The 26,244-nt window shown below is 72.0% G+C and carries 23 protein-coding genes; 3 read left to right on the top strand and 20 right to left on the bottom strand.

Annotated features, from left to right (window positions below):
- Positions 1–213 precede the first annotated feature (213 nt).
- From BIU90_RS09580 to mvk, 6 genes are read right to left on the bottom strand one after another with little or no spacing between them, the layout of a single operon-like run.
- Entirely contained in the window at positions 214–597 is a 384-nt protein-coding gene (locus tag BIU90_RS09580; protein WP_071300012.1) for an ATP-dependent DNA ligase, read from the bottom strand.
- 8 nt (positions 598–605) lie between these two features.
- On the bottom strand, positions 606–1,835 hold the full coding sequence (locus BIU90_RS09575; RefSeq protein WP_083403840.1) for a hydroxymethylglutaryl-CoA synthase: 1,230 nt from the start codon (positions 1,833–1,835) through the stop codon (positions 606–608).
- Positions 1,832–2,914: a hydroxymethylglutaryl-CoA reductase gene (locus BIU90_RS09570; protein WP_071300011.1), complete on the bottom strand. Its 1,083-nt coding sequence runs from the start codon at positions 2,912–2,914 to the stop codon at positions 1,832–1,834. The genes BIU90_RS09575 and BIU90_RS09570 overlap by 4 nt, the downstream gene beginning before the upstream one ends.
- Positions 2,907–3,989 carry a phosphomevalonate kinase gene (locus tag BIU90_RS09565; RefSeq protein WP_071300010.1) on the bottom strand — a complete coding sequence of 361 codons (1,083 nt, stop codon included), beginning with the start codon at positions 3,987–3,989 and terminating at the stop codon, positions 2,907–2,909. Before BIU90_RS09565 ends, BIU90_RS09570 begins: the two co-directional genes overlap by 8 nt.
- Positions 3,986–4,987 (bottom strand): diphosphomevalonate decarboxylase, encoded by a 1,002-nt coding sequence (mvaD, locus tag BIU90_RS09560; RefSeq protein WP_071300009.1) that lies wholly within the window; start codon positions 4,985–4,987, stop codon positions 3,986–3,988. The genes BIU90_RS09565 and mvaD overlap by 4 nt, the downstream gene beginning before the upstream one ends.
- On the bottom strand, positions 4,987–5,964 hold the full coding sequence (gene mvk / locus BIU90_RS09555) for a mevalonate kinase (protein ID WP_083403839.1): 978 nt from the start codon (positions 5,962–5,964) through the stop codon (positions 4,987–4,989). The genes mvaD and mvk overlap by 1 nt, the downstream gene beginning before the upstream one ends.
- A gap of 95 nt (positions 5,965–6,059) precedes the next feature.
- Between mvk and BIU90_RS09550 the strand changes: the two genes are divergently transcribed.
- The 3 genes from BIU90_RS09550 to BIU90_RS09540 are packed head-to-tail and all read left to right on the top strand — an operon-like array spanning position 6,060 to position 7,965.
- On the top strand, positions 6,060–6,518 hold the full coding sequence (locus BIU90_RS09550) for a MarR family winged helix-turn-helix transcriptional regulator (protein ID WP_175470178.1): 459 nt from the start codon (positions 6,060–6,062) through the stop codon (positions 6,516–6,518).
- A gap of 22 nt (positions 6,519–6,540) precedes the next feature.
- On the top strand, positions 6,541–6,963 hold the full coding sequence (locus BIU90_RS09545) for an organic hydroperoxide resistance protein (protein WP_071300008.1): 423 nt from the start codon (positions 6,541–6,543) through the stop codon (positions 6,961–6,963).
- Between the two features lie 27 nt (positions 6,964–6,990).
- A complete protein-coding gene (locus BIU90_RS09540) occupies positions 6,991–7,965 on the top strand; it encodes a zinc-binding dehydrogenase (RefSeq protein WP_071300328.1) in 975 nt (324 codons plus the stop codon).
- A gap of 57 nt (positions 7,966–8,022) precedes the next feature.
- On the opposite strand, the gene BIU90_RS09535 is transcribed toward BIU90_RS09540, so the two are convergent.
- The 14 genes from BIU90_RS09535 to BIU90_RS09470 all read right to left on the bottom strand — a co-directional run.
- Positions 8,023–9,795, bottom strand: coding sequence for a chloride channel protein (locus BIU90_RS09535; protein ID WP_217640910.1), 1,773 nt, complete (start codon positions 9,793–9,795; stop codon positions 8,023–8,025).
- 60 nt (positions 9,796–9,855) lie between these two features.
- Positions 9,856–10,320: a MarR family winged helix-turn-helix transcriptional regulator gene (locus tag BIU90_RS09530; RefSeq protein ID WP_071300007.1), complete on the bottom strand. Its 465-nt coding sequence runs from the start codon at positions 10,318–10,320 to the stop codon at positions 9,856–9,858.
- Positions 10,321–10,394: 74 nt separating this feature from the next.
- Entirely contained in the window at positions 10,395–11,852 is a 1,458-nt protein-coding gene (locus BIU90_RS09525) for a sugar porter family MFS transporter (protein ID WP_071300006.1), read from the bottom strand.
- Positions 11,853–11,994: 142 nt separating this feature from the next.
- Positions 11,995–12,528 (bottom strand): hypothetical protein, encoded by a 534-nt coding sequence (locus BIU90_RS09520; RefSeq protein WP_071300005.1) that lies wholly within the window; start codon positions 12,526–12,528, stop codon positions 11,995–11,997.
- Positions 12,529–12,574: 46 nt separating this feature from the next.
- Complete coding sequence (locus BIU90_RS09515) at positions 12,575–13,483, bottom strand: NmrA family NAD(P)-binding protein (RefSeq protein WP_071300004.1); 909 nt, start codon at positions 13,481–13,483, stop codon at positions 12,575–12,577.
- A 48-nt stretch (positions 13,484–13,531) separates the two neighbouring features.
- Positions 13,532–14,599, bottom strand: a complete 1,068-nt coding sequence (locus BIU90_RS09510) for a formylglycine-generating enzyme family protein (RefSeq protein WP_254786996.1) — start codon at positions 14,597–14,599, stop codon at positions 13,532–13,534.
- A gap of 119 nt (positions 14,600–14,718) precedes the next feature.
- Positions 14,719–15,588, bottom strand: coding sequence for an ATP-binding cassette domain-containing protein (locus BIU90_RS09505; RefSeq protein ID WP_071300003.1), 870 nt, complete (start codon positions 15,586–15,588; stop codon positions 14,719–14,721).
- Entirely contained in the window at positions 15,585–17,408 is a 1,824-nt protein-coding gene (locus tag BIU90_RS09500) for a dipeptide/oligopeptide/nickel ABC transporter permease/ATP-binding protein (protein WP_071300002.1), read from the bottom strand. The genes BIU90_RS09505 and BIU90_RS09500 overlap by 4 nt, the downstream gene beginning before the upstream one ends.
- Complete coding sequence (locus tag BIU90_RS09495) at positions 17,405–18,346, bottom strand: ABC transporter permease (protein ID WP_071300001.1); 942 nt, start codon at positions 18,344–18,346, stop codon at positions 17,405–17,407. Before BIU90_RS09495 ends, BIU90_RS09500 begins: the two co-directional genes overlap by 4 nt.
- A 72-nt stretch (positions 18,347–18,418) precedes the next feature.
- Positions 18,419–19,948, bottom strand: a complete 1,530-nt coding sequence (locus BIU90_RS09490) for an ABC transporter substrate-binding protein (RefSeq protein ID WP_071300000.1) — start codon at positions 19,946–19,948, stop codon at positions 18,419–18,421.
- Positions 19,949–20,007: 59 nt separating this feature from the next.
- Positions 20,008–21,840 carry a sulfatase gene (locus BIU90_RS09485; RefSeq protein ID WP_071299999.1) on the bottom strand — a complete coding sequence of 611 codons (1,833 nt, stop codon included), beginning with the start codon at positions 21,838–21,840 and terminating at the stop codon, positions 20,008–20,010.
- A 158-nt stretch (positions 21,841–21,998) separates the two neighbouring features.
- Positions 21,999–22,601 (bottom strand): TetR/AcrR family transcriptional regulator, encoded by a 603-nt coding sequence (locus BIU90_RS09480; protein ID WP_071299998.1) that lies wholly within the window; start codon positions 22,599–22,601, stop codon positions 21,999–22,001.
- A gap of 39 nt (positions 22,602–22,640) precedes the next feature.
- Positions 22,641–23,642, bottom strand: coding sequence for an NAD(P)-dependent oxidoreductase (locus BIU90_RS09475; protein ID WP_254786995.1), 1,002 nt, complete (start codon positions 23,640–23,642; stop codon positions 22,641–22,643).
- Positions 23,639–26,244, bottom strand: a 2,606-nt coding sequence (locus BIU90_RS09470) for an alpha/beta fold hydrolase (RefSeq protein ID WP_071299997.1), incomplete at its 5' end; no start/stop codon positions are given. The genes BIU90_RS09470 and BIU90_RS09475, both read right to left, overlap by 4 nt.

The following is a 26,244-nucleotide window of genomic DNA, read 5'->3' as shown; positions in this document are numbered from 1 at the left end:
TGACCACTCGAGTCCGTGAGAATCCCCTGATCCAGGATTCCCGTGTCCGCGCGGCGCCCTGAGCCGGGAACGGAGCCGTACTGCGGAGTGGTCCTCATGAATGTACGCGATCTGCGCGCTTCGCGGGTACCCGTTGACTGGGAATCCTTGGTCCTGCTGTACGAGTCGGAGCGCCGCGGCGCGACCGGTCCGCGACCTGGCGGTCCGTTCCTGCTAGCCGTCGGCCCCGTGTTGCAGGTCCTCGGTCCCGCCCGGGGCGACCGCGCGCGACCACGGGGAGTCCTCGCCGACGCTCGTGTCGTTCGGCTCGGGCGTCAGGACCAGCCCGGCCCCGGAGGACGCCGAGGCGTAGAGCTCCTCGAGCCACGACCGGTTGATCGACGGCGTCCGGCTGCCCGCGAACTTGAAGTGCAGGCTGACGTTCGGGTGCAACCAGATGCTCGACCGACCGTCGCCGTGCAGCGCGTCGTCCTTCCACGAGAACACGAAGCGGTGATCGCGGCGGAGCATGTTGACGATGACGATCTGCAGGTGCGTCAGGGCACGGTCGTCGATGTGCAGGTCGAGCGCCTGCCCGGAGTAGATGAGCTGACCCATGGGTCTGTCTACTCCCCCGCGGTGCCCGCCGCCTCCGTCGCTGTCGTCGCGGTCGCTGCCGCCGTCGCTGTCGTCGCGGTCGCTGCCGCCGTCGCCTCGTAGTGCCGTGCGCCGCCGAGCACGCCGCTGAACCGGAACGGCGCCGCCGTCACGCGCGGTCGCTCGGTGTCCTCGCTCGTCGCGGCACCCGCGGCGTGCAGGGCCCGGTACTCAGGCACGGAGAGCCGGACCCGCGCGTCGAGGTCGGCACGGACCGCACCCACCCGACGGTGGCGCTGGTGGTCGGGTCGGACGACGCCGGTCACGAGCTCGCCGACGCTGCCGGAGCCGTAGCTGAACATGCCGATGCGCTTGCCCGCCAGGTCGTCGTCCAGGTCGAGCACCGCGGCCAGCGCGATCCAGAGCGAGGCCGTGTAGGTGTTGCCGACCTGCCGGTTGTACGTGAAGCCGGTGCGGAGCTCGGTCTCGTCGAAGTCGGCCCCGACGTGCTGCGTGAGCTTCCGGTGCGCCTTGAGCGCCATCTTGGTGAAGGGCTGGTGGTGCACCCACCGGTCGATCGTGTCGTACGCCGGACCGCCGCGCGACGCCAGGTCGTCCCACGCGCCGATGAACGCGTCGACGTAGGCGCTGACCGACAGCCGGCCGTCGACCAGCGCGGTCGAGCGGTCGTTCGGCCGCCAGAAGTCGTCGACGTCCGCGGTGAAGAGCCCCGCGACCGGCTCGATCTCGATCAGGTCGGGGTCGGCGCTCACCAGGATCGCCACGGCCCCGGCACCCTGCGTGGGCTCGGCGGCGGTGTCGACGTCGTACCGGGCGACGTCGGCGGCGATGACGAGCACGCGCTCGGCGGGGTTCCGCGCGACGATGCCGAGCGCGAGCTGCAGCGCGGCGGTCCCGCCGTAGCAGGCCTGCTTCAGCTCGACCGTGCGGACGTTCTGCGGCAGGCCGAGCAGCCCGTGCACGAACACCCCGGCCGCCTTGGACTGGTCGATGCCGGACTCGGTCGCGAACAGCACCGTGCGGATGCCCTCCACCCCGTGCCGGTCGACGACCTGCTTGGCCGCGGCGGCGCCCATCGTGACGATGTCCTCGTCCGGGGCCGGCACGCTGAAGGCGTCCTGTCCGATGCCGACGTGGTACTTCGCGGGGTCCACCCCGAGCTGCACCGCGAGGTCGTCGAGCTCGAGCACGTGGTGCCCGGTCGCGACCGCGATGTCGTGGATGCCGATGCCGGTCATGCCTGACCACCCTTCCTGCCGCCGCGCTCGAGGGCGACGTGTGCCGCCATCAGCTCGCCGGGGTTCGTCTGCGCGGCGAGCAGGGACAGCTCGCCGCAGAGGACCGTCGCTGCGCAGAGTGCTGCGAGGCGACGGGCGTTCGCGCCGGGTTCCCGGTCTTCGCGGCAGCCGAGGCGCACGAGGGCGTCCTCGACGACGGGCAGGTCGTTGCCCTTGCCGTTGCCGACCGTGCCGACGATGAGGTGCGGGAGGGAGCACGAGAAGTACAGGTCGTCGCCGCGGGCCTCGGCGAACGTGATGCCCTGGGAGCCCTCGACGATGTTCGCCGCGTCCTGCCCCGTCGCCAGGTAGAACCCGAGCAGCATGTTGGCGTAGTGCGCGTTCGCGGAGCGCAGGGCCCCGGCGATCGTCGACCCGACCAGGTTCTTCGCCGTGTTGAGGTCGACGATGCGCTCGGTCGAGGACTTCAGGAACCGCTCGACGACCTGCCCGGGCAGCACGATCTCGGCGATGGTGTTGCGCCCGCGCCCGCGGATGCCGTTCACCGCGGTGGCCTTCTTGTCCGAGCAGAAGTTGCCGGAGATCGACACGTAGGACAGGTCGGGGTGCCAGCCGAGGATCGTCGGCAGGAGCGTGTCCGCCGCCTGGGTGACCATGTTGTGGCCGGAGGCGTCGCCCGTGGTGAACGCGAACCGCAGGAACAGCAGGTCCCCGACGATCTCCGGGTGCACCTCGATGAGCTTGGCGAACCGGCTCTGCCCGGCGACGACGGCCTCGAGCTCGGCCTGCCGCGCCAGGATCTGCCCGGCCGCGATGTGGGCGGCCGCTGCGCTGGTCGCGCGGACGACGACGGACCGGGTCATGCGCTCGTCGACGACGGTCGCGACGATGCCGCCCTCGACCATGCGCGAGATGCGGGCACCACGGCCGACGGAGGGCCACAGCGGCGTCTCGTAGGTGGCCAGCGGCACGGCGTGCTCGCCCTGCACCGCGTTGCCGCTGACGCGCAGCGGGCCGACCCAGCGCGTGGGGATCGGGGTCTGGGTGACGGTCTTGTCGACCGTGGTCGTGTCAGTCATCGAGCGGCCCTTCCGGGGGTTGGACGGCGACCGAGAGGTGCCGGATGTCGTGGGCCTCCCACTCGCGGAAGACGGCGGCCGTGTCGAGGTCGGCCGGGACGAGCGCGATGCCGCAGTCGCCGCCGCCGGCACCGGACGGCTTCGCCGCCCCGCCGGAGCGTTCGACGACGTCGCACAGGGTGGTCAGGCGGTCGGTCTCGATGCGGGAGCCGACGCTGTCGCCCAGCCGCTGCATGAGCACGCGGGCACGGCGGAGCGCGTCGAGCGTCTGCTCGGCGTCGCCGGTCTGGAGGCCCGTGGTCAGGTCGTCGACGCAGGCCCGGCTGTCGTCGAGGAACGTCCCGTACCCGCCGTTGCGGTGCCGACGCACGGCACCCACGAGCTTCGTGGTGGACGCCGGCGAGCCGGTCCAGCCGACCAGCAGCCGCAGGTCCGTCGGGGCGGGCAGCCGCTCGACGTCGAACCCGGTCCAGGCGTCGGCGTCGTCCAGGATCGCGGACACCGAGCTGGTGCCGAGCTGCTCGACCAGGCGTTCGCGGTCCGGGGCGCTGTAGCGGAGCCACCCGCCGAACGTGCTCGCCGCCAGGTCCCCGCCGGACGCGCGCGGGTTGACCCGGACCGTCGCGAGCAGGGCGACCTGGAAGCGCTGCCGCTGGGACAGGCCGATGCCGTAGAAGCGGTCGAGGGCGCCGACCGTGGCCACGGTGACGGCCGCCGAGGACCCGAGCCCGAACTTCCGCCCGCTGGCGTCGTCGAGCTGGCTCATGATCCGCAGGTCGTGGAAGCGCGGTGCGATCCCGCGCTCGGCCCGGAGCTTCTCGACGAGGTCGATCGTCGCCATCACGTAGTCGTAGGGGTGGTGCTCACGGTCGAGCGCCAGGCCGTCCTCGTCGCGGGTCCACGTCAGCGGCAGGTGGCCGTACTCCTCGGAGTGCACGCTGCCGGACCCGTGGCCCTCGGTGACGCGGGCCGTGATGGCGCGGTCGAGGGCGATGAGCACGGAGGGCTGCCCCGGCTCGACGACGGCGTACTCCCCCGCGACGAACAACTTGCCGTGGGCGCGGAACTCGATCACTCGGCGGACTCCTCCTGGACGGGTCGATGTGTCCCCGTTCCTTCGGAGCCGACCAGACGGGCGGCAGGTCCGGTGCCGGACTCGATGACGGTGCCCAGGTGCGCCAGGGCGGCGGCGACGACGACGCGGTCCTGCGGCTGCACGAGCACCACGACGTTCGGACCGGCATCGGCGGTGGCGTAGGCCTCGGTCCCGGCGGCACGGAGGGCGGCCACGGCGTCGAACACGGCGACGCTGCGGGCGTTCAGGTAGCGGATCGGCGGGAAGGCACCCTCGATCGTGGCGTGCATCCGGAGCGCGTTGCTCTCGGTCAGCTCGCCGATCCGGGTGAAGTCACCGGCGGCGCACGCGGTCAGCATGTCGCCGACGGTCTCGGTGGTCGAGGTGACCCAGGCGGGGTAGAACGGCGACGTCGCGATCGTGCGGCGCATGGCCTCGCGCGAGCCGATCGCCTTCGGGCCGTCGTCGATCGTCACGACGACCATCGCCATCGGCGGAGCGGGGACGGTCTCGGCGAACGAGCCCTGGTCGTCACCGGCGTGCCAGACCGCGACGCCGCCGGGGATCGACCGCGTGGCCGATCCCGAACCGCGCCGGGCCAGTCGGCTCAGGTCACGCATCGACAGGTCGAGTCCGTAGGCGGCAGCAGCGGCAGTGGCGAGCGCCGCGAAGCCGGACGCGCTCGAGGCGAGTCCGGCACCCGTCGGCACCGTGTTCGTCGAGTCGACGTGGGCACGGACGTCGCTGCCCGCGAGCTGTCGGACCAGGTCCAGGAACTGCTCGACACGCGTCAGGGCACCGTCCTCGACAGCGCGACCGTTCAGGACGAACCCGTCACGGGCCTCCTGGCTGTCCAGCAGGGTGACGGACGTCGTGGTCGGGAAGACGTCGAGGCCCATCGAGACGCTGCCCGTCGCGGGCAGCGCGAGCTCGGCGTCGGCCTTGCCCCAGTACTTGACGAGGGCGATGTTGGGGTGCGCGACGGCGGTGGCGGTCATCAGGCACGGTCTCCGATCCGAGTGGTCCAGGTGGCGGCGGCGCCGGCGCCGCGGAGTGCGGCGGCGATCCGGTCCGCGTGCTCGCCGTCGGTGGCGAGGGCGAGGACGCACCCGCCGCGTCCGCCACCGGTGAGCTTGGCGCCCAGGGCGCCTGCGGCGCGTGCCGCGTGGACCAGGTGGTCCAGGTCGTCGCTCGACACGTCGAGTGTGGTCAGCAGTGCGTGCGCGGCGTCCATGGTGGCACCCAGGCCCTGGGCGTCGCCGTCCACCAGTGTCCCCCGTGCCCGTCGTGCCAGGTCGCCGATCTGTCCGATGACCGCATCGATGCGCGTCGGGTTGCCGTCACGTCGGGCGCGGACGGCGGCGACGGCCTGTCGGGTGTGGCCCGGGACGCCGGTGTCCGCGACGACGAAGGCGAACGCGCCGGAGAGCTGCACGGGCTCGATCCGACCACCCTCGAACCAGACGGGCACGTCTGCCACGACCCCGCGGGCGTCGAGCCCGGACGGCCGGCCGTGGGCGACGCGCTCGCACTCCTGCACGAGCTCGTGGTGGGTCTCCGGGTCGAGGACGACCCCGAACGCATCGGCGACCGCGGCCGTCACGGCAGCGGCAACGGCGGCGCTCGACCCCATCCCCCGGGCGGTCGGCACGTCGCTGTCGACGCGGACGTGCACGTGCTGGTGCTCGGCGTGCAGGTGCCGCAGCGTCGCGGTGACGGCGGTGACGGTCGGCATCACGGCCGCCGGAGCCAGGTCGAACGGGCCGGTGTGCACGGCGGACTGCAGGCCACTGCCGGCGCTGTCGGCCACGGGCGTGACCGTCGCGGCGACCCGGACGTCGTTGACCGGCAGCACGAGTGCGGGTTCGCCGTACACCACGGCGTGCTCGCCGATCAGGATCGTCTTGCCGTGGGACGACGCGGACCCGACTCGGGGTCCCGTTGGTCGTGCATCGGCTGGGTGGTTGCTGGTCATCGTTGGTCCGGCCAGCCTAACGGGCCACACCGACGCCGGTCCGCTCGACGCCCATGTGGGTTGTGCACAACTGAGTTGCGTGCAACACTTGTCGTATGCCGGTGACCGACGAGATGGTGTGCTTCTCGCTCTACGCGGCGACCCGGGCGACCACCCAGGCCTACCGCACGATGCTCGAACCCTGGGGACTGACGTACCCGCAGTACCTCGTCCTCGTGACCCTCTGGGTCGAGGGCGACCAGACCGTCTCCACCCTGGGCGAGCACCTGCAGCTCGACTCCGGCACCCTGTCGCCGCTGCTCCGCCGCATGGAGCAGGCCGACCTGGTCCGCCGGGAACGCCGCAGCAGCGACGAGCGCGTCGTGACCGTGACCACCGGTGAACGCGGCCGGTCGATCCGCGCCGAGCTCGCCGACGTCCCCGGGCGCATCGCCGCCGGCATGGGACTCACCGACGCCGAGGCCGCCACCGACCTCATCCGCACGCTGCAACGCCTCACCGAGACGATGCACGCGGTCGCCAGCCCCGCGGCGACCGCCCCCGCGGACCACTGACCTCACGAAGGAAAGGAACCACATGGACGTCCTCTACACCGCAGAGGCCCTCGCCACCGGCGAAGGCCGCAACGGCCACGTGACCACCAGCGACGGCACGGTCGACTTCGACCTGGCCATCCCGAAGGAGATGGGCGGCTCCGGCAACGGCGCCAACCCCGAGCAGCTGTTCGCCGCCGGCTACAGCGCGTGCTTCCACTCCGCGCTGCAGGGCGTCGCCCGCGCGCAGAAGGTGAAGATCACCGACTCGTCCGTCGGCGGCCGCGTGCAGATCGGCCCGAACGGCCAGGGCGGCTACCAGCTCGCCGTCACGCTCGAGGTCGTCATCCCCGGCATGGACCACGACCAGGCCCAGGCCCTCGCCGACGCCGCCCACCAGGTGTGCCCGTACTCGAACGCGACGCGCGGCAACATCGACGTCACCATCACCGTCTCGGAGGACTAGTCCATGACCGACACCACCTCCACCACCATGCGCGCCGTGGTCCACCCCGAGTTCGGCGAGCCCGCCGACGTCCTGACCGTCGAGCAGCGCCCCGTCCCGACCCCCGGCCCCGGCCAGGTGCTGGTCCGGACCGTCCTCTCGCCGATCCACAACCACGACCTGTGGACCATCCGCGGCACCTACGGCTTCAAGCCCGAGCTGCCCGCCGCCAGCGGCACCGAGGCGCTCGGCGTCGTCGAGGCCCTCGGTGACGGCGTCGACCGCCTGCAGGTCGGCCAGCGCGTCGCCGGCGGGACCTTCGGCGTCTGGGCCGAGTACTACGTCGCCGACGCGGCCGGGCTCGTCCCCGTCCCCGACGCGATGCCCGACGAGGCCGCGGCGCAGCTCGTGTCGATGCCGTTCAGCGCCATCAGCCTGCTGCACTCGCTCGACCTGCACGAGGGCGACTGGATCATCCAGAACGCCGCCAACGGAGCGGTCGGCCGCATGGTCGCGCAGCTCGGCAAGGCCCGTGGCATCAACGTCATCGGGCTGGTCCGCCGCGCCGAGGGCGTCGAGGAGCTCCGCGAGCAGGGCATCGACCGCATCGTCGCCACCGACGCGGACGACTGGAAGGACCAGGTCGCCGCGATCACCGGCGGCGCGCCGATCATCGCCGGCGTCGAGTCCGTCGGTGGCAAGGCCGCTGGTGACATCGCCTCAGTGATGGGCGAGAACGGCACCCTCGTCGTGTTCGGCGCCATGGCGTCCCCCACGCTCGAGATCCCGTCCGGCAAGGTCATCTTCGGCCAGCTCACCATCAAGGGCTTCTGGGGCGCCGTCGTCAGCAAGACGATGCCCGGCGAGCTCAAGGGCCAGCTCTTCGGTGAGCTGATCACCCGCGTGCTCGACGGCTCGCTGACGCTCCCCGTCTCCGAGACCTTCGTCTTCGAGGACGCCCGCGACGCTGCTCGCGCCAGCGACACCGCCGGCCGCGTCGGCAAGGTGCTCCTGCGCCCGTAGCGCGCTCACCACACGGACGGGAGGCCCGGTGCCAGCTGGCACCGGGCCTCCCGTCCGTCACGTGGTGACCGGGACCAGGGCCCGCAGGACGTCGGCCTGGCCGAGCCACCCCACCGGCCGGCCGGCCGCGTCGACGACGGGCAGGCCCGAGGTCTCGTCCGCGTCGAGGACGTCGGTGACGACCTCCTCGAGCGCGGCCGAGGCGAGCACCGGACGGACGTCCGCGACCACGTCGAGCACCGGTCGCGACGCGGAACCGGAGTCCCCCAGCACGGCGTCCCCGACGCTCCGCGCGGAGACGACCCCGGCGAACCGCCCGTCCTCGTCGACCACCACGACGGGGTGACCGGCGTGGTCCTCGAGCATCCCCAGCGCATGCGCCGCAGACGCCTCGGTGGTGACGACGGCTCCGAGCGGCCGTGCGGACACCCCGGCGCTCACGCCCGTCCGCTGCGGGCCACTGGGAGCTGAGTCGGTCAGGTCGACGCCGCGACGGCTGAGCTTGAGCGTGTAGATCGTGTCGCGGGACAGCGCTCGGGACACGGCGGTGGCGATCACCACGGCGACGACCACCGGCAGGATCAGCGACTCGTCCCCGGTGAGCTCGAACAGCATGATCCCCGCGGTGATGGGCGCCCGCGTCGATCCGGCGAACACCGCCGCCATGCCGACCACGGCGAACGCACCGATCTGCCCGTGCATCCCCGGGACGAGCGCACCGATCACCTCACCGAACGCCGCACCCGTCATCGCGCCGACGAACAGCGACGGTGCGAACACGCCCCCGGAGCCCCCGATGCCCAGGGTCAGCGACGTGGCGAGCACCTTGCCGACGACGAGCACCGCCAGGAACCCGAGCGCGTACTGCCCGGCGACCCCACGTTCCAGCACGGGGTACCCGACGCCGTACATCTGCGGCAGCGCGAGCAGCAGCGCCCCGAGCAGCACCCCACCGGCGACCGGGCGGAGCCACTCGGGACCGCGGGTCGCCCTCCAGCGGACGTCGCACAGGTCCTCGACCAGGTAGAGCACCCGCGTGAAGCCGATGCCGATCGCCCCGGCGAGGAGTCCCAGCAGGGCGAACAGGAGGTACTCCGACGGGGTGACCCCGCCGATCACCGGCAGGTGCAGGAACGCGGTGTCGCCGAAGACCGCCCGACCGATGAGTGCCGCGGTCACGCTCGCGATGGCGACGGCACCGAACGACGTCGGCGTGAAGTCCCGCAGCAGCAGTTCGAGTGCGAAGAACACGCCGGCGACGGGTGCGTTGAAGGTGGCCGAGATCCCACCGGCCGCGCCGCAGGCCACCAGGGTCTTCAGGCGGACCTCGGGCATCCGCATCCAGCGGCCGATCGTCGAGCCGAGGGCGGACCCGATCTGGATGATCGGCCCCTCGCGCCCGACCGAACCGCCCGCACCGATGCAGATCGCGCTCGCCAGGGCCTTCACCACCGCCACGCTGCCGCGGATGCGCCCGCCCTTCCGCGACACGGCGAACATCACCTCGGGGACGCCGTGGCCCCGGGCCTCACGCGCGAACCGCTGGATGAGCGGCCCGTAGAGCAGACCGCCGACCACCGGGGCCAGGACCACGAACGCAGGCCCCAGCCACGGCACCCAGGGGTTCGCCGGGTGTCCGGAGACGGCTGCGTAGTCCGCGTGGCCCGTGAAGAGCAGCGTCGCGTGTTCGATCAGCCACCGGAAGACGACGGCCGCCACCCCGGCTCCGGCGCCGACGACCAGCGCCGGCAGGGCGAGTCGTGCGGCAGCGCTCCCGAAGCGGGTGCTGGCGGTGTGCAGGTGCAGTCGGGTCGCAGTGGTCGCGGACACGGTCCTCCAGGGTTGCTTGCATGAACACAATCATTGTACTCATGCAAACAACCCGGGCAATCAGCCGCCGAAGGCCGAGATCTCCTCCGGCAACGGCTCGTTCATCGCGCGCCGCAGCGCGGCCATCCCGGCGATCGCAGCAGCACGGTCCGCGGCGGGCACCCGCTGCAACACGTCCTCGAGCTCGCGCCGACGCCGCGCGGTGACCTCGTCGACCAGTGCACTCCCGCGGGGCGTCGCCGCGATGAGGACCTCGCGACGGCTCTCCTCGCCGGGGCGGCGTTCGACCCAGCCACCCGAGACCAGACGGTCGACGTTCCGCGTCAGCGTCGACGGCCCGACCGCCAGCCGCTCCGCCAGGTCACCCGACCGCGTCGGCCCGAGCGTGACCACCAGGACGATGAGCCGGAACTGCGGCACCGTGACGTCCTCGAGCGCCGGCGCGAGCGACCGCGCGACGACACCGAGCAGCCCTCGTGATGCAGCGAGCAGTTCGTCGGTGCCCTGGGGCGCGGTGTCAGCCATGCCTCCATCCTGTCGGACGCACACCGGGCCCGGTGCCAGTCGGCACCGAGCCCGGTGTGCTTGCGCGACGACCGCTACGCGCGGCGACCGGCCTTGTCGACGGTGAAGATGTTGCCGGTCGTGACGCCTTCCTCGACCTGCTCGAGGGTGCGACCGCGGCTCTCCGGGACGAACTTCCAGATGAAGAACAGCGCCAGCAGACCGACGATGCCGAACCCGAAGAACGTGCCGGTGATGCCCGTCGCGGCGACGATCGTCGGGAAGTACAGCCCGAGGAACGCGTTCGCGATCCAGAGGCAGAAGACCGCGATGCCCATGCCGAGTGCTCGGATCTGCGTCGGGAAGATCTCGGACAGCACGACCCAGACCGCGATGTTGAGGAAGGTCTGCATCGACCCCACGAACGCGACGACCAGGAACAGGATCACCCACGGGCGGGCCGGGTTGCCCTCGGGCAGGGCGACCGACGCGATGCCGATCAGGAAGTGGCAGACCGTCGTGAGCGTGAAGCCGATGATGAGCGTCGTGCGCCGGTTGATCCGCTCCATGTTGGCGATCGCGATCACGCCACCGATCACCGCGATGACACCCGGAGCGATGTTGGCGATGAGCGCTGCTGATGCCTGGAAGCCGGACTCGATCAGGACGGTCTGGCCGTAGTACATGATCGAGTTGATGCCCGTCAGCTGCTGGGCGACCCCCAGGCCCGCGCCGATGAGCACGATGCGGATCAGCCACTTGTTGCCGAGCAGGACGCGCCAGCCACTCTCGCGCTGGATCTTCGCCTCGAAGTCGTTCGTGCGCTTGATGTCCTCGAGCTCGGCAGCGGCGCGCTCCCGCGTCCGGATCTGTCCGAGCACCTCGAGTGCTTCGTCGTTCCGACCCTTCGACGCCAGCCACCGCGGGGACTCCGGCACCCGGAGCATCCCGATGAACAGCGCGATCGCGGGCAGGGCGCAGACGGCGAGCATCACACGCCAGACGCCGTTGCCCTCGCCCCACAGGCTGCCGATGACGGCGTTGACCAGGAACGCGGCGAGCTGCCCGATCACGATCATGAGCTCGTTGCGGCCGGACAGCGACCCGCGGATCTCGTACGGCGCGAGCTCCGCCAGGAACACCGGCACGACGGTCGACGCACCACCCACCGCGAGGCCGAGCAGCACACGACCGACGACGATCACGCCGAAGGTCGGGGAGAACACGCAGATGAGCGTGCCGAGGAAGAAGGTGACGGCGAGGGCGATGATCGTCTTGCGGCGGCCCCAGCCGTCGGCGATCCGGCCACCGAGCATGGCGCCGATCGCCGCGCCGAACAGCAACGAGCTCGTCACGACGCCCTCGGTGAGGTTCGTCAGCCCGAGCTCCTGCTTCATCGGGAGCAGCGCTCCGTTGATCACGCCGGTGTCGTAGCCGAACAGCAGGCCGCCGAACGTGGCGACCAGTGCGAGGACGCCGAGGCGTCGGCGGTGTGCTCCCGTGCCGAGCGGCGGGAGTGCGGCACTCGTCGTTGCCGGCTTCATGTCGACCATTCGGTGACTCCTTCGTCCGTGATCACGCGTCGGTGCGTGTTGCCGATGGTAGTCGGATACTTTGTCCTGTCAACCGGTCATTCTCATGTCAGGCACAATGGACCGCTCCACGAAACCCCAGGTCAGCGGTGGAGCGGTCCGATCACGCCGGATCGCCCGACGGCTCCTGGCCCGACGGCCGCTGGTCCGACGGCCCCGGGTCCGACGGACGCTCGCTCGCCTGCTCGGCGAACAGGTCGCCGAGGGAAGCCATGTCGGCGCCGTGGTCGGTGTACCGCCGGACGGTCCGCCGCGCAGCCGAGCTGGCGGCACCGCTCAGGTTCGCGTTCCGCCGGGCGGCATCCGCGACCCGGCCCGCGTGGCTGGCGGTCGACAGCACGACGTTCGCCAGGGCCCGTCCAGCGCCGGGGTCGGGCACGCCCGCGACGGACCAGGCCGCGCGGACCTGCGCGTCCGGGGTGACGCCGCGTCGGGTGCCCATCCGGTGCCAGTCCGACGCCATGGCGCCTTCGGTCCGGTCGGCAGCGCGTCCGGACTCGTCCACGCGGCTGTGGTCGGCGGGGGCAGCCGCAGCGGCGTCGGCACGGTCGCGTGCGGCCGCGTCGTCACCACCGGCCGCGGCGATGCGTGCGGCGTGGGCGGCAGCGGCTGCTGCGAGGATCTCCGACCTGTCCATGCTCCGACGGTACCGCCCACGGCCGACGAGGACGGACGCAGGCGGCTCAGCGTGCAGGCAGCACGCCGAGGTGGGCGGCGAGGACGTCCTCGACGGTGGTCCACGGGTGCGCGCCGTACCGGTCGTTCGCGACGTGGTGCAACTCGGCCTCCCCGCTGAACATGCTCACGAAGTACTGCATCCCCTGCCACGCCGGGAAGGGCTCGTCCGAGGGCCGTGACAGGCGTCGCCCGACACGGGCCATCGCGGACAGCGTCCCCGCGGTGCCGGCCCACTGCAGGCGGAAGGGCGTCCCCGTCAGCCGGGACATCGTGTCGGCGATGCTGCGGGAGGTCACCCGGTCCCCCGCCACCTCGACCACGCGCGGGGCGTCGGGGTCCAGTGCCACCTGGGCCGTCACCCACGCGACGTCGTCCTTGGTCGTGAAGTCGAGCACCTGGTCCGGCGACGACCAGAACAGCACGCGCTGCCGGTCGAACAGGACGAGGGGCGCCTGCCCGGTGAGCATGTCGGCGAAGGCGCCGTTGAGGACCGAGGTGGCACGGAGCGGCGCCGCGTCGACGGCGGCGGCGAACTCGCGGCGCAGCTCGAAGTTGCGGTTCGTCCCCGGGGTGACCGACCGGTAGTCGGCGGCGTAGTCGGACGGGATGAACCGCTGCACACCGGCGTCGACGGCGGCCGCGAGCAGGGCGCGCTGCGCGTCCACGATCACCGAGCGGGTGCCGCTGATCGCGGAGACGACGACGTCGACGTCCTGCATCGCCCGACGGAGCGCCGCGGGTTCGTCGTACGCGGCGACGACGACCTCGACGCGGTCCTGCTCGGCGAGGCCGGGCGCGACCGCGCCGGCCTGCCGGGTGAGGACGCGCACCGTCGTGTCGTGTCGCAGGAGTTCGCGGACGACACGTCCGCCGAGGTCGCCGGACGCGCCGGCAACGAGGACTGCAGTGGTCATGCCGGACACGGTACGGGTCCCGCCTCGGTACTGGGTCGGCGACGGTCGTCAGGCTGGGCTGCCGGACACGGGTACGGCTCGCGACACCGTGCGGAACCCGGCGTTCCCCATCGACGAGTCCGGCGTGTTCTGCGACCGGGCCGCGTTCCGGTACCGGTTGCAGTAGGAGTCGTGGCACAGGTACGAACCGCCGCGCATCACCCTCGGTGTCTCCGGTGTCGCCGCAGCAGGCCCCGACGGCTCCGTCACCGTGCCCGCGGCCGCGTCGCGCTCGTAGGTCCGGACGTCGAACACGTCCGAGCACCACTCCCACACGTTGCCGACGGTCTGCCAGACACCGTAGGCATTGGGCTGGTAGCTCCGCACCGGCGCCGTGGTGAGGTGGCCGTCGTCGAGTGTGTTCGACGTCGGGAACGTACCCTGGAAGACGTTGACCCGCCACGCGCGGCCGTCGCCGTCCGTTGCGCCGAGGTCGTCACCCCACGGGTACCGCGCCTGCTGCAGTCCACCTCGGGATGCCGCCTCCCACTGCGCCTCGGTCGGCAGCGCGCGCCCGGCCCAGTCGCAGTAGGCGACCGCGTCGTTCCACGACACGTGCACCACGGGGTGGTCACCCAGCCCGACGACCGACGATCGCGGTCCACCGGGGTGCCGCCAGTCCGCGCCACGCACGCCGAACCACCACGGGGTCTGCGGTGGCTGTCCCAGGACGTCCACCTGGTCGGCGGCGAGCGCGAGGTGGAACACCGCTGAGTACCCGAAGGTCTCGGCCTCGGTCCGGAAGCCGGTGTCGGCGACGAAGCGCCCGAAGTCGTCGTTGGTCACGCTCGTGGCGTCGACGTCGAACGCGTCGAGGGCCACCGCGTGCACCGGGGTCTCCCCGTCGCCCCACCGGCCGTCGCCGTGCGCGTCCCCCATCAGGAACGTCTGCGCCGGGACCCGGACCTGCTCGACCGCGTGGCCGCCCTCGGCGCCCGGCAGCACGGCCACGACGGGCTGTACCGCTGGCTCGGCATCCGGCGGCGCGGTCGGCATCCGTCCGTCCGTCGTGACGGCAGCACGGCCGATCGGCGCGCAGCAGTCGTGTCCGTGGTCATCGTGGAGGTCCGTCACCATGTCATCTTCCCTCCTCCCCCGTCACGTCCCCGTGGGAACGCCGTGACGCTCGCGCTGCTGCCGGACACCGGACGGGAGGCACGGTGCCGGCCCGCCACCGGCCTCCTGTCCGATCCGGGTCACCGCTCGTGCGTCGTCTCCGCCGACACGGACGCCAGCCGCTGGCGCGCGTCGCGACGCCGCGCTTGTTGCGCCGGGTCCGGAACCGGCGCCGCCAGCAGCAGCCGCCGCGTGTACGGGTGGTCCGGCTCGCTCGTGACCTTGTCCCCTGGCCCCGTCTCCACGATCTCGCCGTGGTACATGACGGCGACCCGGTGACTGATGTGTCGGACGACCTGTAGGTCGTGCGACACGAACAGGTACGCCACTCCGGTGCGCTCCTGGATCTCGATGAACAGGTCGAGGACCCGGGCCTGGGTCGACAGGTCGAGCGCCGAGACGGGCTCGTCGCAGACGATGAGCCGTGGGCGGAGCGCCAGCGACCGAGCGATCGCCACGCGCTGCCGTTGCCCGCCGGAGAACTCCCGTGGCAGGCGCGACGCAGCGTCCGCCGGCAGGTTCACCGCCTCGAGCAGCTCGGCGATGCGGGAACGGGCGTCACGGCGTGACACCCCCGACGCGGTGAGGGGCTCGGCCAGGATGTCCCCGACCGACATCGACGGATTGAGCGAGGTGTACGGGTCCTGGAACACGACCTGGATCTCACTGCTCAGGCGTCGGCGCTCCCGCCGCGGCATCCCGTCCAGCCGACCACCGTCGAACTCGATCGACCCGGCTGCCGCCGGGACGAGACCGAGGATCGCGCGGCCGAGCGTCGTCTTGCCCGACCCCGACTCCCCCACGAGTCCGAGGCACTCACCCGGCGCGATGTCGATGCTGACGTCACGGAGGGCGCGCAACGGTTCGGCGCGCCATCCGCGTCCGGGGAACTCCACGTCGAGGTGCTCGACGCGGAGCAACGGGTCCGTGCCGGTCGTCGTGTCGGTCATGCGTGCCTCCCGGCGGTGGTGGACGCGAGCGGGGGCCGTGGGACGGCGTCGTCCAGCATCGACCCGAGCAGCATCCTGGTGTACTCGTGATGCGGTGCGGAGAACACCGTGGCGACGTCGTTCTCCTCGACGACACGGCCGTTCTGCATCACGACGACCCGGTCGCAGATGTCCGCCACGACGCCGAAGTCGTGCGTGACGAGAAGCAGCGCCATGCCGCGGTCCCGTTGCAGTCGGCGCAGCAGGTCGAGGATCTCGGCCTGCACGGTCACGTCGAGCGCGGTGGTCGGCTCGTCGGCGATGAGCAGCTCCGGGTCGCACGAGATCGCACCGGCGATGAGCACGCGTTGCGCCATCCCACCGCTCACCTGGTGGGGGTAGGCACGGAAGGTCCGCGCCGGGTCGACGATGCCGACCGTGGCGAGCAGCTCGAGCGCGCGCTCCTTGGCGGCCGGACGCGAGATGCCGAGGGCGGCACGCATCGGCTCGACGAGCTGGTGTCCGATCGTGAACGACGGGTCGAGGTTCGACATCGGCTCCTGGGGGACGTACGCGATCCGCCGCCCCCTGAGTGCAGCGCGTGCCCGCCGGTCGAGCGTCCCCAGTTCGGTGTCATCGAAGCGGATCGACCCCGCCGCCACGTGAGCCTCGCCAGGCAGCAGTCCGAGGACGGCGAAAGCGGTCTGCGTCTTGCCCGATCCGGACTCTCCGACCACCCCGAGCACCTGCCCGCGGTCGATCGCCAGGTCGACGTCGGAGACCACGGCCCGTTCGCCGTCCGCCGCCGGGTAGGCGATCGTCAGGCCACGCACCGAGAGCAGTGGGGCCTCGTCGCCGATGGGCTGCCGACGCTCGGCCGATCGATCGGCACGCGCGGAGGCGGTTGCGGTCACGGACGACACGGCCTGCCCCGGGCGTCGACGTCGCCGCCGAACCGGTCGGTCCTGCAGGGCGTCGCGCAGCGCGTTGCCGAACAGCGCGAGAGCGGCCACCGTGACCGCGATGGTGAGGCCCGGGGAGAAGACCAGGTACGGCGCCGAGTAGATGTTGGTGAACGCGTCGGAGAGCATCTGCCCCCAGCTCGGCGTCCCCTGCTCGCCGAGCCCCAGGAACTGCAGTCCCGTCTGGATGAGGACGGCGGCCCCGGCGCTGATCGCTGCCTGGATGACGATGGGTCCGCGGACGACGCTCAGGACGTGCCGGGTGATGATCCGGGCATCGGAGAGTCCGGCGATCCGCGCGGCATCGACGTACAGCTCGTTCCGCACCGACTGGACCGCCGTCCGCACGAGTCGGAAGAAGCCCGGCGACAGCAGCACGCCGAAGACCGCCATGACGGGGATCGTCTGTGGGCCCACGGCGGCGATGAAGGCCAGCAGCAGGACCATCCCGGGGATGGCGATGATGATGTTCGCGAACCAGCTCGTCACGCCGTCGAACCACTTGCCGTGGTACCCGGCGACGAGGCCGGACGGGATGCCGACGAGCATCGCGACGACGACGGTCACCGCCGCTCCCGTCAGCGTCAGGCGACCCGCGAACACCAGTCGCGACAGGACGTCCCGACCGGCACCGTCGCCGCCGAACGGGTGCCCGGGACCGGGCGCCTTGCGGGCGAGCCCCGCGATGACCTCGTTCGGTCCGTACGGTGCGATCAGGGGTGCGGCGACGCTGACGACGACCACGGCCGCGAACACGATCACGGACGCGACCGCCAACGGGTTCCGCGCCAGCCGACCGATGACGCCGCGGTTCGTCGGGGCGCCGGTGGCCCGCTGTGTCCCGCCCGCCACCGGCACGACGTTCTCGTTCTCGCTCATCGCACGCGCACCTTCGGGTTGAGCCAGCCGTTGAGGAGGTCGATCACCAGGTTGACCAGGACCACCACGATCACCATCATCACGACGACCCCGAGCACCTGCGGGCTGTCGCCACCGACGGTCGCGTCGAGCACCATCGAGCCGATCCCGGGCAGCGCGAAGATCCGTTCGATGACCACCGTGCTGCCGAGCAGGCTGATGAACTCGAGCGAGATGACCGTCAGACCGGTGGGGGCCGCGTTGCGGAGCGCGTGCCGCAACACCACGCTCCGTTCGCTGAGCCCGCGACTCCTGAGCGTCCTGACGTAGTCGTTCTGCAGCACTTCGAGCATCGCGCTGCGTACCTGCTGCGCCGTCGACGCCACCGAACTGACGGCGATCGCGACGACCGGGAGCACGAGGGCGATCGCCCATCCGCTCAGGGACTGCGACGCCTGTACGTACCCGGTCGCGGGGAACCAGGCAAGCTTGATCGCGAACGCCAGGATCAGGATGAGCGCGAGCCAGACTCCCGGCATCGCGAAGCCGGCGATGCCGAGCACCTGGACGACCCGGTCGATCCAGCCGCGGCGGTACGCCGCCAGGACACCGAGGAGCACACTCACCACGGCGGTCAGGACGACCGCGCCGATCGCGATCGACAGCGTCACCGGCAGACGATCGACCAGCGCGGTCGTGACCGGCTGGTTCGTGAGCCAGGACGTCCCGAAGTCGCCGCGGACCGCGTGCGACAACCAGTCGCCGTACTGCACCAGGACGTTCCGGTCCAGCCCGAGCTCGTGCAGCTTCGCGGCGATCTGGTCCTGCGTCGCGGTCTCGCCGAGGAGCGTGCGGGCGACGTTCGTGCCCCCTGCACGGAGCAGGAAGAACGTCACGGTCGCGATCACCACGACCAGGGCGATGCCCGAGGCGACACGTCTGAGGACGAAGCCGATCATGTCACTCCTCCTGGTGCGGCGGGACGGGCAGGGCGCCCGTCCCGCGACGGGTTCGACAGGTGCGCATCCGGATCAGGACGCCGGCGCGTAGTTGGCGATCGACGGCACGATCTGCAGTGCCTGCGGCTTCACCGTGACGCTCGACTTCGCGAAGTACACGGCATCCGGGAAGTAGGCGGGGACGAACCACGCCTTGTCGACGTACAGCTTCGAGAGTGCGGTGAACGCGGCGACCTGATCGGCACCGGACGTCGCCTGCACCTGCTCGATGGCGGCCGAGATCTCCGGGTCCTCGTTGTGCAGCGGGTTCCACGGTGCGTCCTTCGAACCCCAGAAGTTGATCGCCTGCCAGGGGTCGCTGGACTGCAGCTGGTACCAGACGAGCGCGTACTTGCCGGAGAGGTACTCGTCGTTGACCGTCGCTTGCGGGACCTGCGCCCACTTCACGGTGATGCCCACCTTGCCGAGCTGCGCCGTGAGGAGCGGGTCCAGGTTCGGGTACACCGGCTCGGGGATGGTCAGGGTGAACCCGTCGGCGTACCCGGCGTCGGCGAGGAGCTGCTTCGCCTTCTTCGGGCTGTACGGGTACGTGCCCTCGAGCGACGCGTCGTACGCGTCGGACTTCGGGTTGAACGTCTGGTCCGTCACGGTGCCCTTGCCGTCGTACAGCGTCTTCAGGATGCTCTTGCGGTCGATGGCGTAGTTGAGCGCCTTCCGCACCCGCTCGTCAGCGAGGGGCTTCGCGATCGCACCGCCGCGGTCGAACAGGAACAGCCCTTGGAACCCCGGACCGGGCGACTGCGTCACCGTGAGCCCGGAGGACTTCGCCTGGTCGGCGTTCAGCGCGTCACCTGGGCCGGCGTCGACCTGCCCGCTCCGGACGGCGTTGAAGCGGGCCGTGCCGTCGGTGATCGGCTTGATGACGATCGTGTCGTACGGGTAGGCCTTCTTGTTCCAGTAGTCGTCGTTCCGCGTGAACGTGTACTGCACCGTCTTCGTCGTCTTCTTCTCGTCGAGGACGTACGGCCCGGATCCGACCGGCGCGTCCGCGAGCGTGCCCGCAGCGATCGCCTTCGGGCTCGCCATCGCGCCGCCGGGGAGCGCGAGCTGTCGGATGATCCCGGGGTCGGCCTGCCCGAGCGTGATGTCGACACTCGTCGCGGAGTCCACCGTGATGTCCGTGATGTTCTGGAACGCGGCGCTCGAGGTCCCGGTGCCGCCCCGCGTCGCCTCGAGGTTCGCCTTGACCGCGTCGCCGTCGAACGCCGTCCCGTCGGTGAACTCCACACCCTTCCGGAGCGTCAGGTGGAGCACGGTGTTGTCGTCGTTGTACGACCACTTCGTGGCGAGGTCCGGCTCGTAGTCACCGTTCGGCGCGATCTGCAGCAGGGTGTCGTAGACCGGCTGGTAGTACTGCACGTAGTAGGCGTCGCGGGAGTCAGCCGGGGCGAACGAGTTGATGTCGACGGCGTTGGCGAGGGTCAGCGTTGACGAGGACGACGACGACCCGGACGGACCGCCCGAGCCGGAACAGCCCGCCAGCGTGAGTGCGAGTGTCGCGGCGACTGCGCCCGAGACGAGGGCGAAGCGTGGTGTGCGCATGGGTACTCCTTTGTACGGATGGATCGGGTGCCCGAGTGGGACGGGATGGGGTGAGCGGGTCAGCGGTGCCCGGCGCCGGCGGTCTCCGTGCTCTCGGGGGTCGGTTCCTCGGTCGCCGGGAGGACCGCCGCCGCGAGCTGCGCGTCGATCGCCCGCAACCTGGTGGCGGCGAGCGCCGGCGTGAAGGGTGCGAGGTCGAGCAGCGTCGACGACCCCGTCTGCGTCGCGAGCCGCTCGACGACCGGCCCGACCGCGTCGACGAGGACGGCACGCGTCTCCGGCAGTGCCAGGAGCTCCGCGATCGCGGTCCGGACGCCCGCCCGGTCCGTCGGGAACTCGTCGGCCATGGGGAGGGGTTCGAGGGCGGCGAGGTACCGGTCGTGCTGCGTCCGAGCCAGCAGGTGCGCGTGGTCAGCCGCACCGGTCTCGGGCAACCCGAGGCGCGCGTACTGCGACAGGGGCGCCTCGTTCGCGCGCATGGCGTCCAGCAGGAGCCCGATCATCCGGAGCTCGAGGTCGTCGTCGAGCACCGGGTGCTCCTGCTCCGGGTCCGACTCGAGGTCGAAGAGGACGGTTCCGAACGACGACGCGTCGCTGAAGGCCGTGCCCCGGACGCGGAGGAGCGGCACTCCGCGGGTGAACCGGAACGGCGGGACGAGTTCCGCGCCCTCGAGCTCGTCGGGTGTGAAGCGCGAGTTCATGTGCGTCGGCATCAGCGTGTGCTCGTGGAGCGGCGCGTTGTCCGGTCCCGAGGCGGCACGCATGTACACGTACCGACCGTCCGTGACGTTGACGTGCCCGCCGAACGAGCCGAAGAGCGCGGTGTCGTGCCCCGCCGCGGCCGTCCGGATCACCGGCAGCACCGAGCGTCCCTGCATGCGCTCGGTCGGCGCGACCCCGAACAGGTCCAGGAGCGTCGGGCCGAGATCGATCGTCTGGACGAGCTGGTCGCGGGACTCGTCGGACCGGCCCGACACCGGGTCCCAGAGGAACAGCGGCGTGTGGATGGTCTCGTCGTACCAGGGCTGTGCGTTCTTGCCCCACCAGCCGTGCTCGCCGAGCAGGAACCCGTGGTCCGTGCAGACCATGAGCAGGGTGTCCTCCCACAGCCCCTCGTCGTCGAAACGGTCGAGGATCCGGCCCAGCGAGGCGTCGCACATGCTCAGGAGCGCCGCGTACTCGTCGCGGGTGCGCTCGACCGCCTCCGGAGGCTCGTCGACGCGCTTGTAGTCCGGCCAGTCGTTGTCCTGCGACCCGGACGCATCGAGCGACGGGTAGTGGCGGCGGTACTCGCGGTGGGAGAAGTACGGCTCGTGCGGGTCGAAGCACTCGATCTGGACCATCCAGGAGTCCGCTTCGCGGTTCGTCGCCATGAACTCCAACCCGGCGTCCACCGTCCGGGTCTGGGGATGGTCGGCTTCGTCCTGCAGGTACTGCCGGTTGACGAGGTCCTGCCGCCACAGGCCGTGGCGGACGCGCCTGCTGCTGTCGGGCACCGCCGGATCGGCCACGTGCCCCTTCCACGCGTCGCCCTCCTGCCCGCGGAAGAACTCGTACGTGTCGAACCGGTTGTGGTACGTCGCTCCCCCGTCCTCCCAGTAGTGCGGGTGGTCGGTGACGAGGTGGGTGTAGACGCCGGCCCCGGAGAGCATCTCGGGAACGGAGTCGTCGAACGGCTCGAGCGGACCCCAGGAGCGGTGCATGAAGTTCGGACGTGCGGTGTGCAGCTCACGGCGGGCCGGCATGCACGGCATGCTGCCCGCGTAGCAGTTGTCGAAGCGCACCGTCCGCCGGGCGAGACGCGCGAAGTTCGGCGCGTGCACCCAGTCGGCTCCGTAGGGCGGCAGGAACCGCCGGTTGAGGCTGTCGAACAGGACGACGACGGCGCGCATCAGACCACAGCCGTTGCGGGGTGGGTGTTCCGGGGGGCGGTCGTCGGTGACACGGGGCTCCTGTCGTCGTCGGCAGTGGTGCTGCGCAAGACTAACCTACTAAGCGTTCAGTAGGTTAGTCCTCGACAGCACGAGCTGTCGAGTCCAGCCCGCCGGAGTCAGCGGCGCAGGTAGGGCTCGAGGAGTCGCACGAAGGCCCGCACCGACTCGTGACGATCGACCGAGCCGGGGTTGAGCAACTGCTGGAGCCGGAGGCCGTCCGCAAGCCCCACCAGCCACTGGCTCACCGTCGTCGCCGTGATCCCCTCGGGGAGCTTCGCCGGGTCGAGCAGACCCGTCATCTCCCGCGCGGACTTCTCGGCGAGCGCTCGGTACCGGTCCACGAACCAGTCGTGCGCCGGGTGCTGCTGCGCGATGCTCTCCGCCGACAGCAGCGCGAACAGCTGGACGAGGGCGGGTTGCTCCTCGTTGTGCTCGAGCCGTTCGACGAAGGTCTCGAGCCAGTCCATGCCCTCGTCGCGCAGTCGTGCATCCGCCTGCTCGTTGCGCGCCTCACGCTCCTGCAGGACGGCGATGAGCAGCGCGTTCTTCGTCCCGAAGTGGTGCAGGAGTCCGGCAGGCGTGATGCCGACCTCGCCCGCGACGTCCGCGATGCTGACGTTCGTGAACCCCCGCTCGGCGAACAACCCGAGAGCCACGTCGAGGATCTGACGGCGCCGCTGCTGCCCGTGCGGTCGGGTCGGTCGGACCTCTTCGCTCACCCGACCAACACTAGACCGACACGCAGCAGCGGCGTCGCGTCAGGGTGTGGCGGCATCCCGCAGCCGAGCGAGCCCCTCGTCGATCGACACCGCCGGCTCCCACTGCAGGTCCTGCCGGGTCGGGCGCTGGTCGAACCAGTGCGATGTGGACAACTGCTCGGCGAGGAACCGCGTCATCGGCGGCTCGTCCACCCCGGGACGCACACGCCAGACGGCCTCGACCAGGGACCCGGCCGCGCGCGCGACCCCGGCGGGCACCTGCCACCGCGGCGTCGGCACGCCCGAGGCACGACAGATCCCGTCGAGCAGTTCGGCGACGGGCCGCGGCTCCCCGTTCGTCACCACGTAGGCGTTGCCGTGCACGGCGTCGTCGGCGGCGTGGCTGAGCGCAGCGACCATCGCGGACGCCGCGTTGTCGACGTAGCAGGAGTCGATGAGCGCGGCGCCGGAGTCGAGCAGCGGGAGTCGACCGCGGGCCGCACGGTCGACGATGCGCCCGACCAGCTGGGTGTCACCCGGTCCCCAGACCAGGTGCGGGCGGACGGCGACGACGGCGAACCCCGGGGCGTCGGCCTCCAGCGCCAGCAGTTCGGCCCGGGCCTTGGTCCGGGCGTAGTCCCCGCGGGCGTGCTCGGGGTCGGCCGGGGTGGCCCCTTCCCCGGCGATGGACGACCCGGTGTGCGCGACCGAGGGCGAGGAGACGAACACGAAACGGTCGACACCGGCACCCCGCGCGGCGGCGAGCAGCGACCGGGTGCCGTCGACGTTGACGCGGGCGAAGTCGGCCGGGTCGCCGGCGAGCGAGACCTTCGCGGCGAGGTGCACGACGGCCTGCACGCCGGACACCGCACGGGCGACGGCGTCGGCGTCCGTCATCGTCCCGAGCACGTCGGTCACGCCGGGCACCCCGGACGGTCGACGCTGGAACGTGCGGACCTCGTGCCCGGCATCGCGCACGGCCGCGGCGACGGCCCGCCCGAGGAAACCGCTCGCCCCCGTGACGAGCACGCGCCTGCCCACGGGCACGTCCGGATCGCTCACGGGCGGGTCATCCGTCCCCCGGCGAGCACGGCGGTCGCCCACCGTGACAGTCGGGCACGGTCGACCTTGGAGTTGTGGCGGACGTCGGTGGGCAGCACGGGCACCACGAGCACAGCAGCGACGGGCACGCCCGCCGCACCGCGGACCGCGGCGGCCAGGGCCGACGGCGCGAGGACCGGTCGACGCACCGCGGGCAGGGACTCGAGCACGACGACGACCTGCTGGGTGCCGGCGGGGCCGATCCCGGTCACGCCGACCCGGCCGACGCCGGGCAGCCGCTCGATGCGCTGCTCCGGCCCCACCGGGGTGACGACCCCGTCCGGGGTGGTCAGGACGTGCTGCAGGCGCCCCTCGACCCAGAGCCGTCCGTCGGCGTCCAGGTGCCCGACGTCGCCCGTGCGGTGCCCACGCGGGTCGGTCACCCCTCGCCGGGATGCCCGGTCGGTGCGCCAGAGCCGGTCGTACCGCTCGCGCACGTGGGGTGCCGCGACGACGACCTCGCCGGTCACGTCGGCCTCGGTGGTCAGCGCACCCGATGGCTCCCCGGACGGCGACAGCGGCGCGATGCGGACGTCGACGCCGGCAGCGGGCCGGCCGACGCAGACCCCGCCCACGTCCGACGAACCCGGGGCCGCAGCGAGGACCGTCGTCAGGTCGACGTCGGTCATGAGGAGCCCCTCGGTCATGCCGTAGGGCGTGTGCGCCGAGGCGTTCGGCATGAGCTCGGTCGCCCGCGCGAGCAACGACGCCGAGACCGGCGCCCCCGCGGACAGGAACAGGCGGACCCGCCCCAGTGCCTGCCGGTCGCCCGCGGTCAGGTCCAAAGCCGTCCGCACCACGTTCGCCAGCGCGGCCGGCGACAGGAAGACGACGGTGGCGTCCGCCGCGACGACCGCGTCCGCCACCGCACCCGCGGTGAGCGTGCGGGGTGCGGTGACGTCCATGTCGGGCGCCACAGAGCGGGCTCCGAGCGCCGGGCCGAGCAGCGCGAACGGTGCGAACCCGGCGACCAGTCCCGTGCCGACGCCGATGTCGTACTGCGCCGCGAGCACGTCACGGACGGCGCCGAGCTGGCCGTGCGTGTACACGACGCCCTTCGCCGGACCGGTCGACCCGGACGTGAACAGGACCGCGGCCGGGGTTTCCGGACCCGGGACGGCCGGCAGCGCGGCACCCTCGGCGAGCCGTCGCGCTCCTCGCCGGGCGACGGAGGCCAGCGTGTGCTCGACACGGAGCGCCGCCCGTGCGGGAGCGGGCAGCGCGAGCGTCGCGATCCGACGGCCCGGCCAACCGAGGGCGCGCGCCGCGGCCAGTCCCGGCAGCGCACCGATGACCCAGTCCGGACGCGCGCCCCGGACGGCTCGCGTGAGGCCGCGGAGCCCGAGACCCGCGTCCGCCACGACCACGGTCGCGCCGACGCGGATGCTGGCGTAGAGCGCCGCGGTCAGGTCGGCGCCCGGCGTCACGAGCAGGGAGACACGGTCGCCCGGGCGCACGCCGACGTCGACCAGGCCCGCGGCGACCTCGTCGATCCGTCGGGCCAGCAGCCGCCAGCTGATCGTGCGGGTGCCGCCCGGTGCCGCCATCTCGACGAGGGCCGGCTCGTCGGAGTCGCGGAGGTCGTCGAGTGCGGCCCAGAGCGGGCGGCTCGCGTCCGTCGCCACGGCCGGTGCGGACGGGAGGCCCAGCTCGGCCCCGGCAGGCGCGTGGCCGTCCGGCAGGCGGTCGCCCAGCCAGTCCAGGACCGTCCCGGCGACGTCGGCGTCCTCGGGCAGCAGGTGCCCGGCGCCCTCGAACCGGTGGACGTCGGCGTGCGGCAGGCGGGTGGTGAGGTCGTCCAGGTAGCGCTCGAGGAACACCGGGTCGCGCGGGCCCCACATCAGCAGTGCCGGGACGTCGAGCGCAGCGACCCCCGAGGAGATCCGCTCGAGCTCGGGCGCGGACGCGTGGTCGCCGTCGACGGGGATGTCCGCGACGAAGCCGCCGATGCCCCCACGGCGGGCGGCACCGCGGTACGGCGCGCGGAAGGCGTCGGCCACGGGTCGGTCGAGCTTCGGGTGTGCGATCGCCAGCGTCGTCTCGAGGAACGCGGGCGTCACGACGGTGGCGCGACCGAGCAGTTGCGGCCGGAGCGCAAGGCGCAGGGGTGCCGGGATCGGGGCGTCGTCGGGCTGGTGCACGGCGGTGTTGCACGTCGCGACGCCCACCACGAGGTCGGGGTGGTCGACGGCCCAGCCGAGCGACACCACACCGCCCCAGTCGTGCCCGAGGGTCACCACGGGTCCCGACAGGCCGAGTTCGTCGGTCAGGGCACCCAGGTCGGCGACGCGCTGGGCGAGCCTCCGGGCGGCCTCGGTGCGCTCCGAGAAACCCATGTCGAGCTGGTCGACGGCGACGACGCGCCACGCGGGGCCGCCGGCGGCAGCGACCTCGAGCGAGGTGCGCAGCACCGAGCGCCACAGGTACGACCACGTCGGGTTGCCGTGCACGCACAGCAGCGTGCCGACCGGTTCCACGCCGAGCGCGGCCAGGGACCCGGCCGTGTCGAGGAGGTGCCAGGTCCGCTCGACGCGATCCGTGCCTCCCGTGCGTCCCGTGCGTC

Source organism: Curtobacterium sp. MCBA15_001, from assembly GCF_001864835.1.
Lineage (GTDB): Bacteria > Actinomycetota > Actinomycetes > Actinomycetales > Microbacteriaceae > Curtobacterium.
The sequence above is the reverse complement of the archived record's forward strand: the minus strand, read 5'-3'. Positions and strand labels throughout refer to the sequence as shown.

Bases quoted from the DNA above. Each gene is read 5' to 3' on its own strand.
- BIU90_RS09575 (WP_083403840.1), bottom strand. From the start codon at position 1,835: ATGACCGGCATCGGCATCCACGACATCGCGGTCGCGACCGGGCACCAC.
- BIU90_RS09540 (WP_071300328.1), top strand. From the start codon at position 6,991: ATGCGCGCCGTGGTCCACCCCGAGTTCGGCGAGCCCGCCGACGTCCTG.
- BIU90_RS09510 (WP_254786996.1), bottom strand. From the start codon at position 14,599: ATGGTGACGGACCTCCACGATGACCACGGACACGACTGCTGCGCGCCG.
- BIU90_RS09580 (WP_071300012.1), bottom strand. From the start codon at position 597: ATGGGTCAGCTCATCTACTCCGGGCAGGCGCTCGACCTGCACATCGAC.
- BIU90_RS09570 (WP_071300011.1), bottom strand. From the start codon at position 2,914: ATGACTGACACGACCACGGTCGACAAGACCGTCACCCAGACCCCGATC.
- BIU90_RS09515 (WP_071300004.1), bottom strand. From the start codon at position 13,483: ATGACCACTGCAGTCCTCGTTGCCGGCGCGTCCGGCGACCTCGGCGGA.
- BIU90_RS09545 (WP_071300008.1), top strand. From the start codon at position 6,541: ATGGACGTCCTCTACACCGCAGAGGCCCTCGCCACCGGCGAAGGCCGC.
- mvk (WP_083403839.1), bottom strand. From the start codon at position 5,964: ATGACCAGCAACCACCCAGCCGATGCACGACCAACGGGACCCCGAGTC.
- BIU90_RS09550 (WP_175470178.1), top strand. From the start codon at position 6,060: ATGCCGGTGACCGACGAGATGGTGTGCTTCTCGCTCTACGCGGCGACC.
- BIU90_RS09520 (WP_071300005.1), bottom strand. From the start codon at position 12,528: ATGGACAGGTCGGAGATCCTCGCAGCAGCCGCTGCCGCCCACGCCGCA.
- BIU90_RS09490 (WP_071300000.1), bottom strand. From the start codon at position 19,948: ATGCGCACACCACGCTTCGCCCTCGTCTCGGGCGCAGTCGCCGCGACA.
- mvaD (WP_071300009.1), bottom strand. From the start codon at position 4,987: ATGACCGCCACCGCCGTCGCGCACCCCAACATCGCCCTCGTCAAGTAC.
- BIU90_RS09495 (WP_071300001.1), bottom strand. From the start codon at position 18,346: ATGATCGGCTTCGTCCTCAGACGTGTCGCCTCGGGCATCGCCCTGGTC.
- BIU90_RS09500 (WP_071300002.1), bottom strand. From the start codon at position 17,408: ATGAGCGAGAACGAGAACGTCGTGCCGGTGGCGGGCGGGACACAGCGG.
- BIU90_RS09525 (WP_071300006.1), bottom strand. From the start codon at position 11,852: ATGGTCGACATGAAGCCGGCAACGACGAGTGCCGCACTCCCGCCGCTC.
- BIU90_RS09530 (WP_071300007.1), bottom strand. From the start codon at position 10,320: ATGGCTGACACCGCGCCCCAGGGCACCGACGAACTGCTCGCTGCATCA.
- BIU90_RS09485 (WP_071299999.1), bottom strand. From the start codon at position 21,840: ATGCGCGCCGTCGTCGTCCTGTTCGACAGCCTCAACCGGCGGTTCCTG.
- BIU90_RS09505 (WP_071300003.1), bottom strand. From the start codon at position 15,588: ATGACCGACACGACGACCGGCACGGACCCGTTGCTCCGCGTCGAGCAC.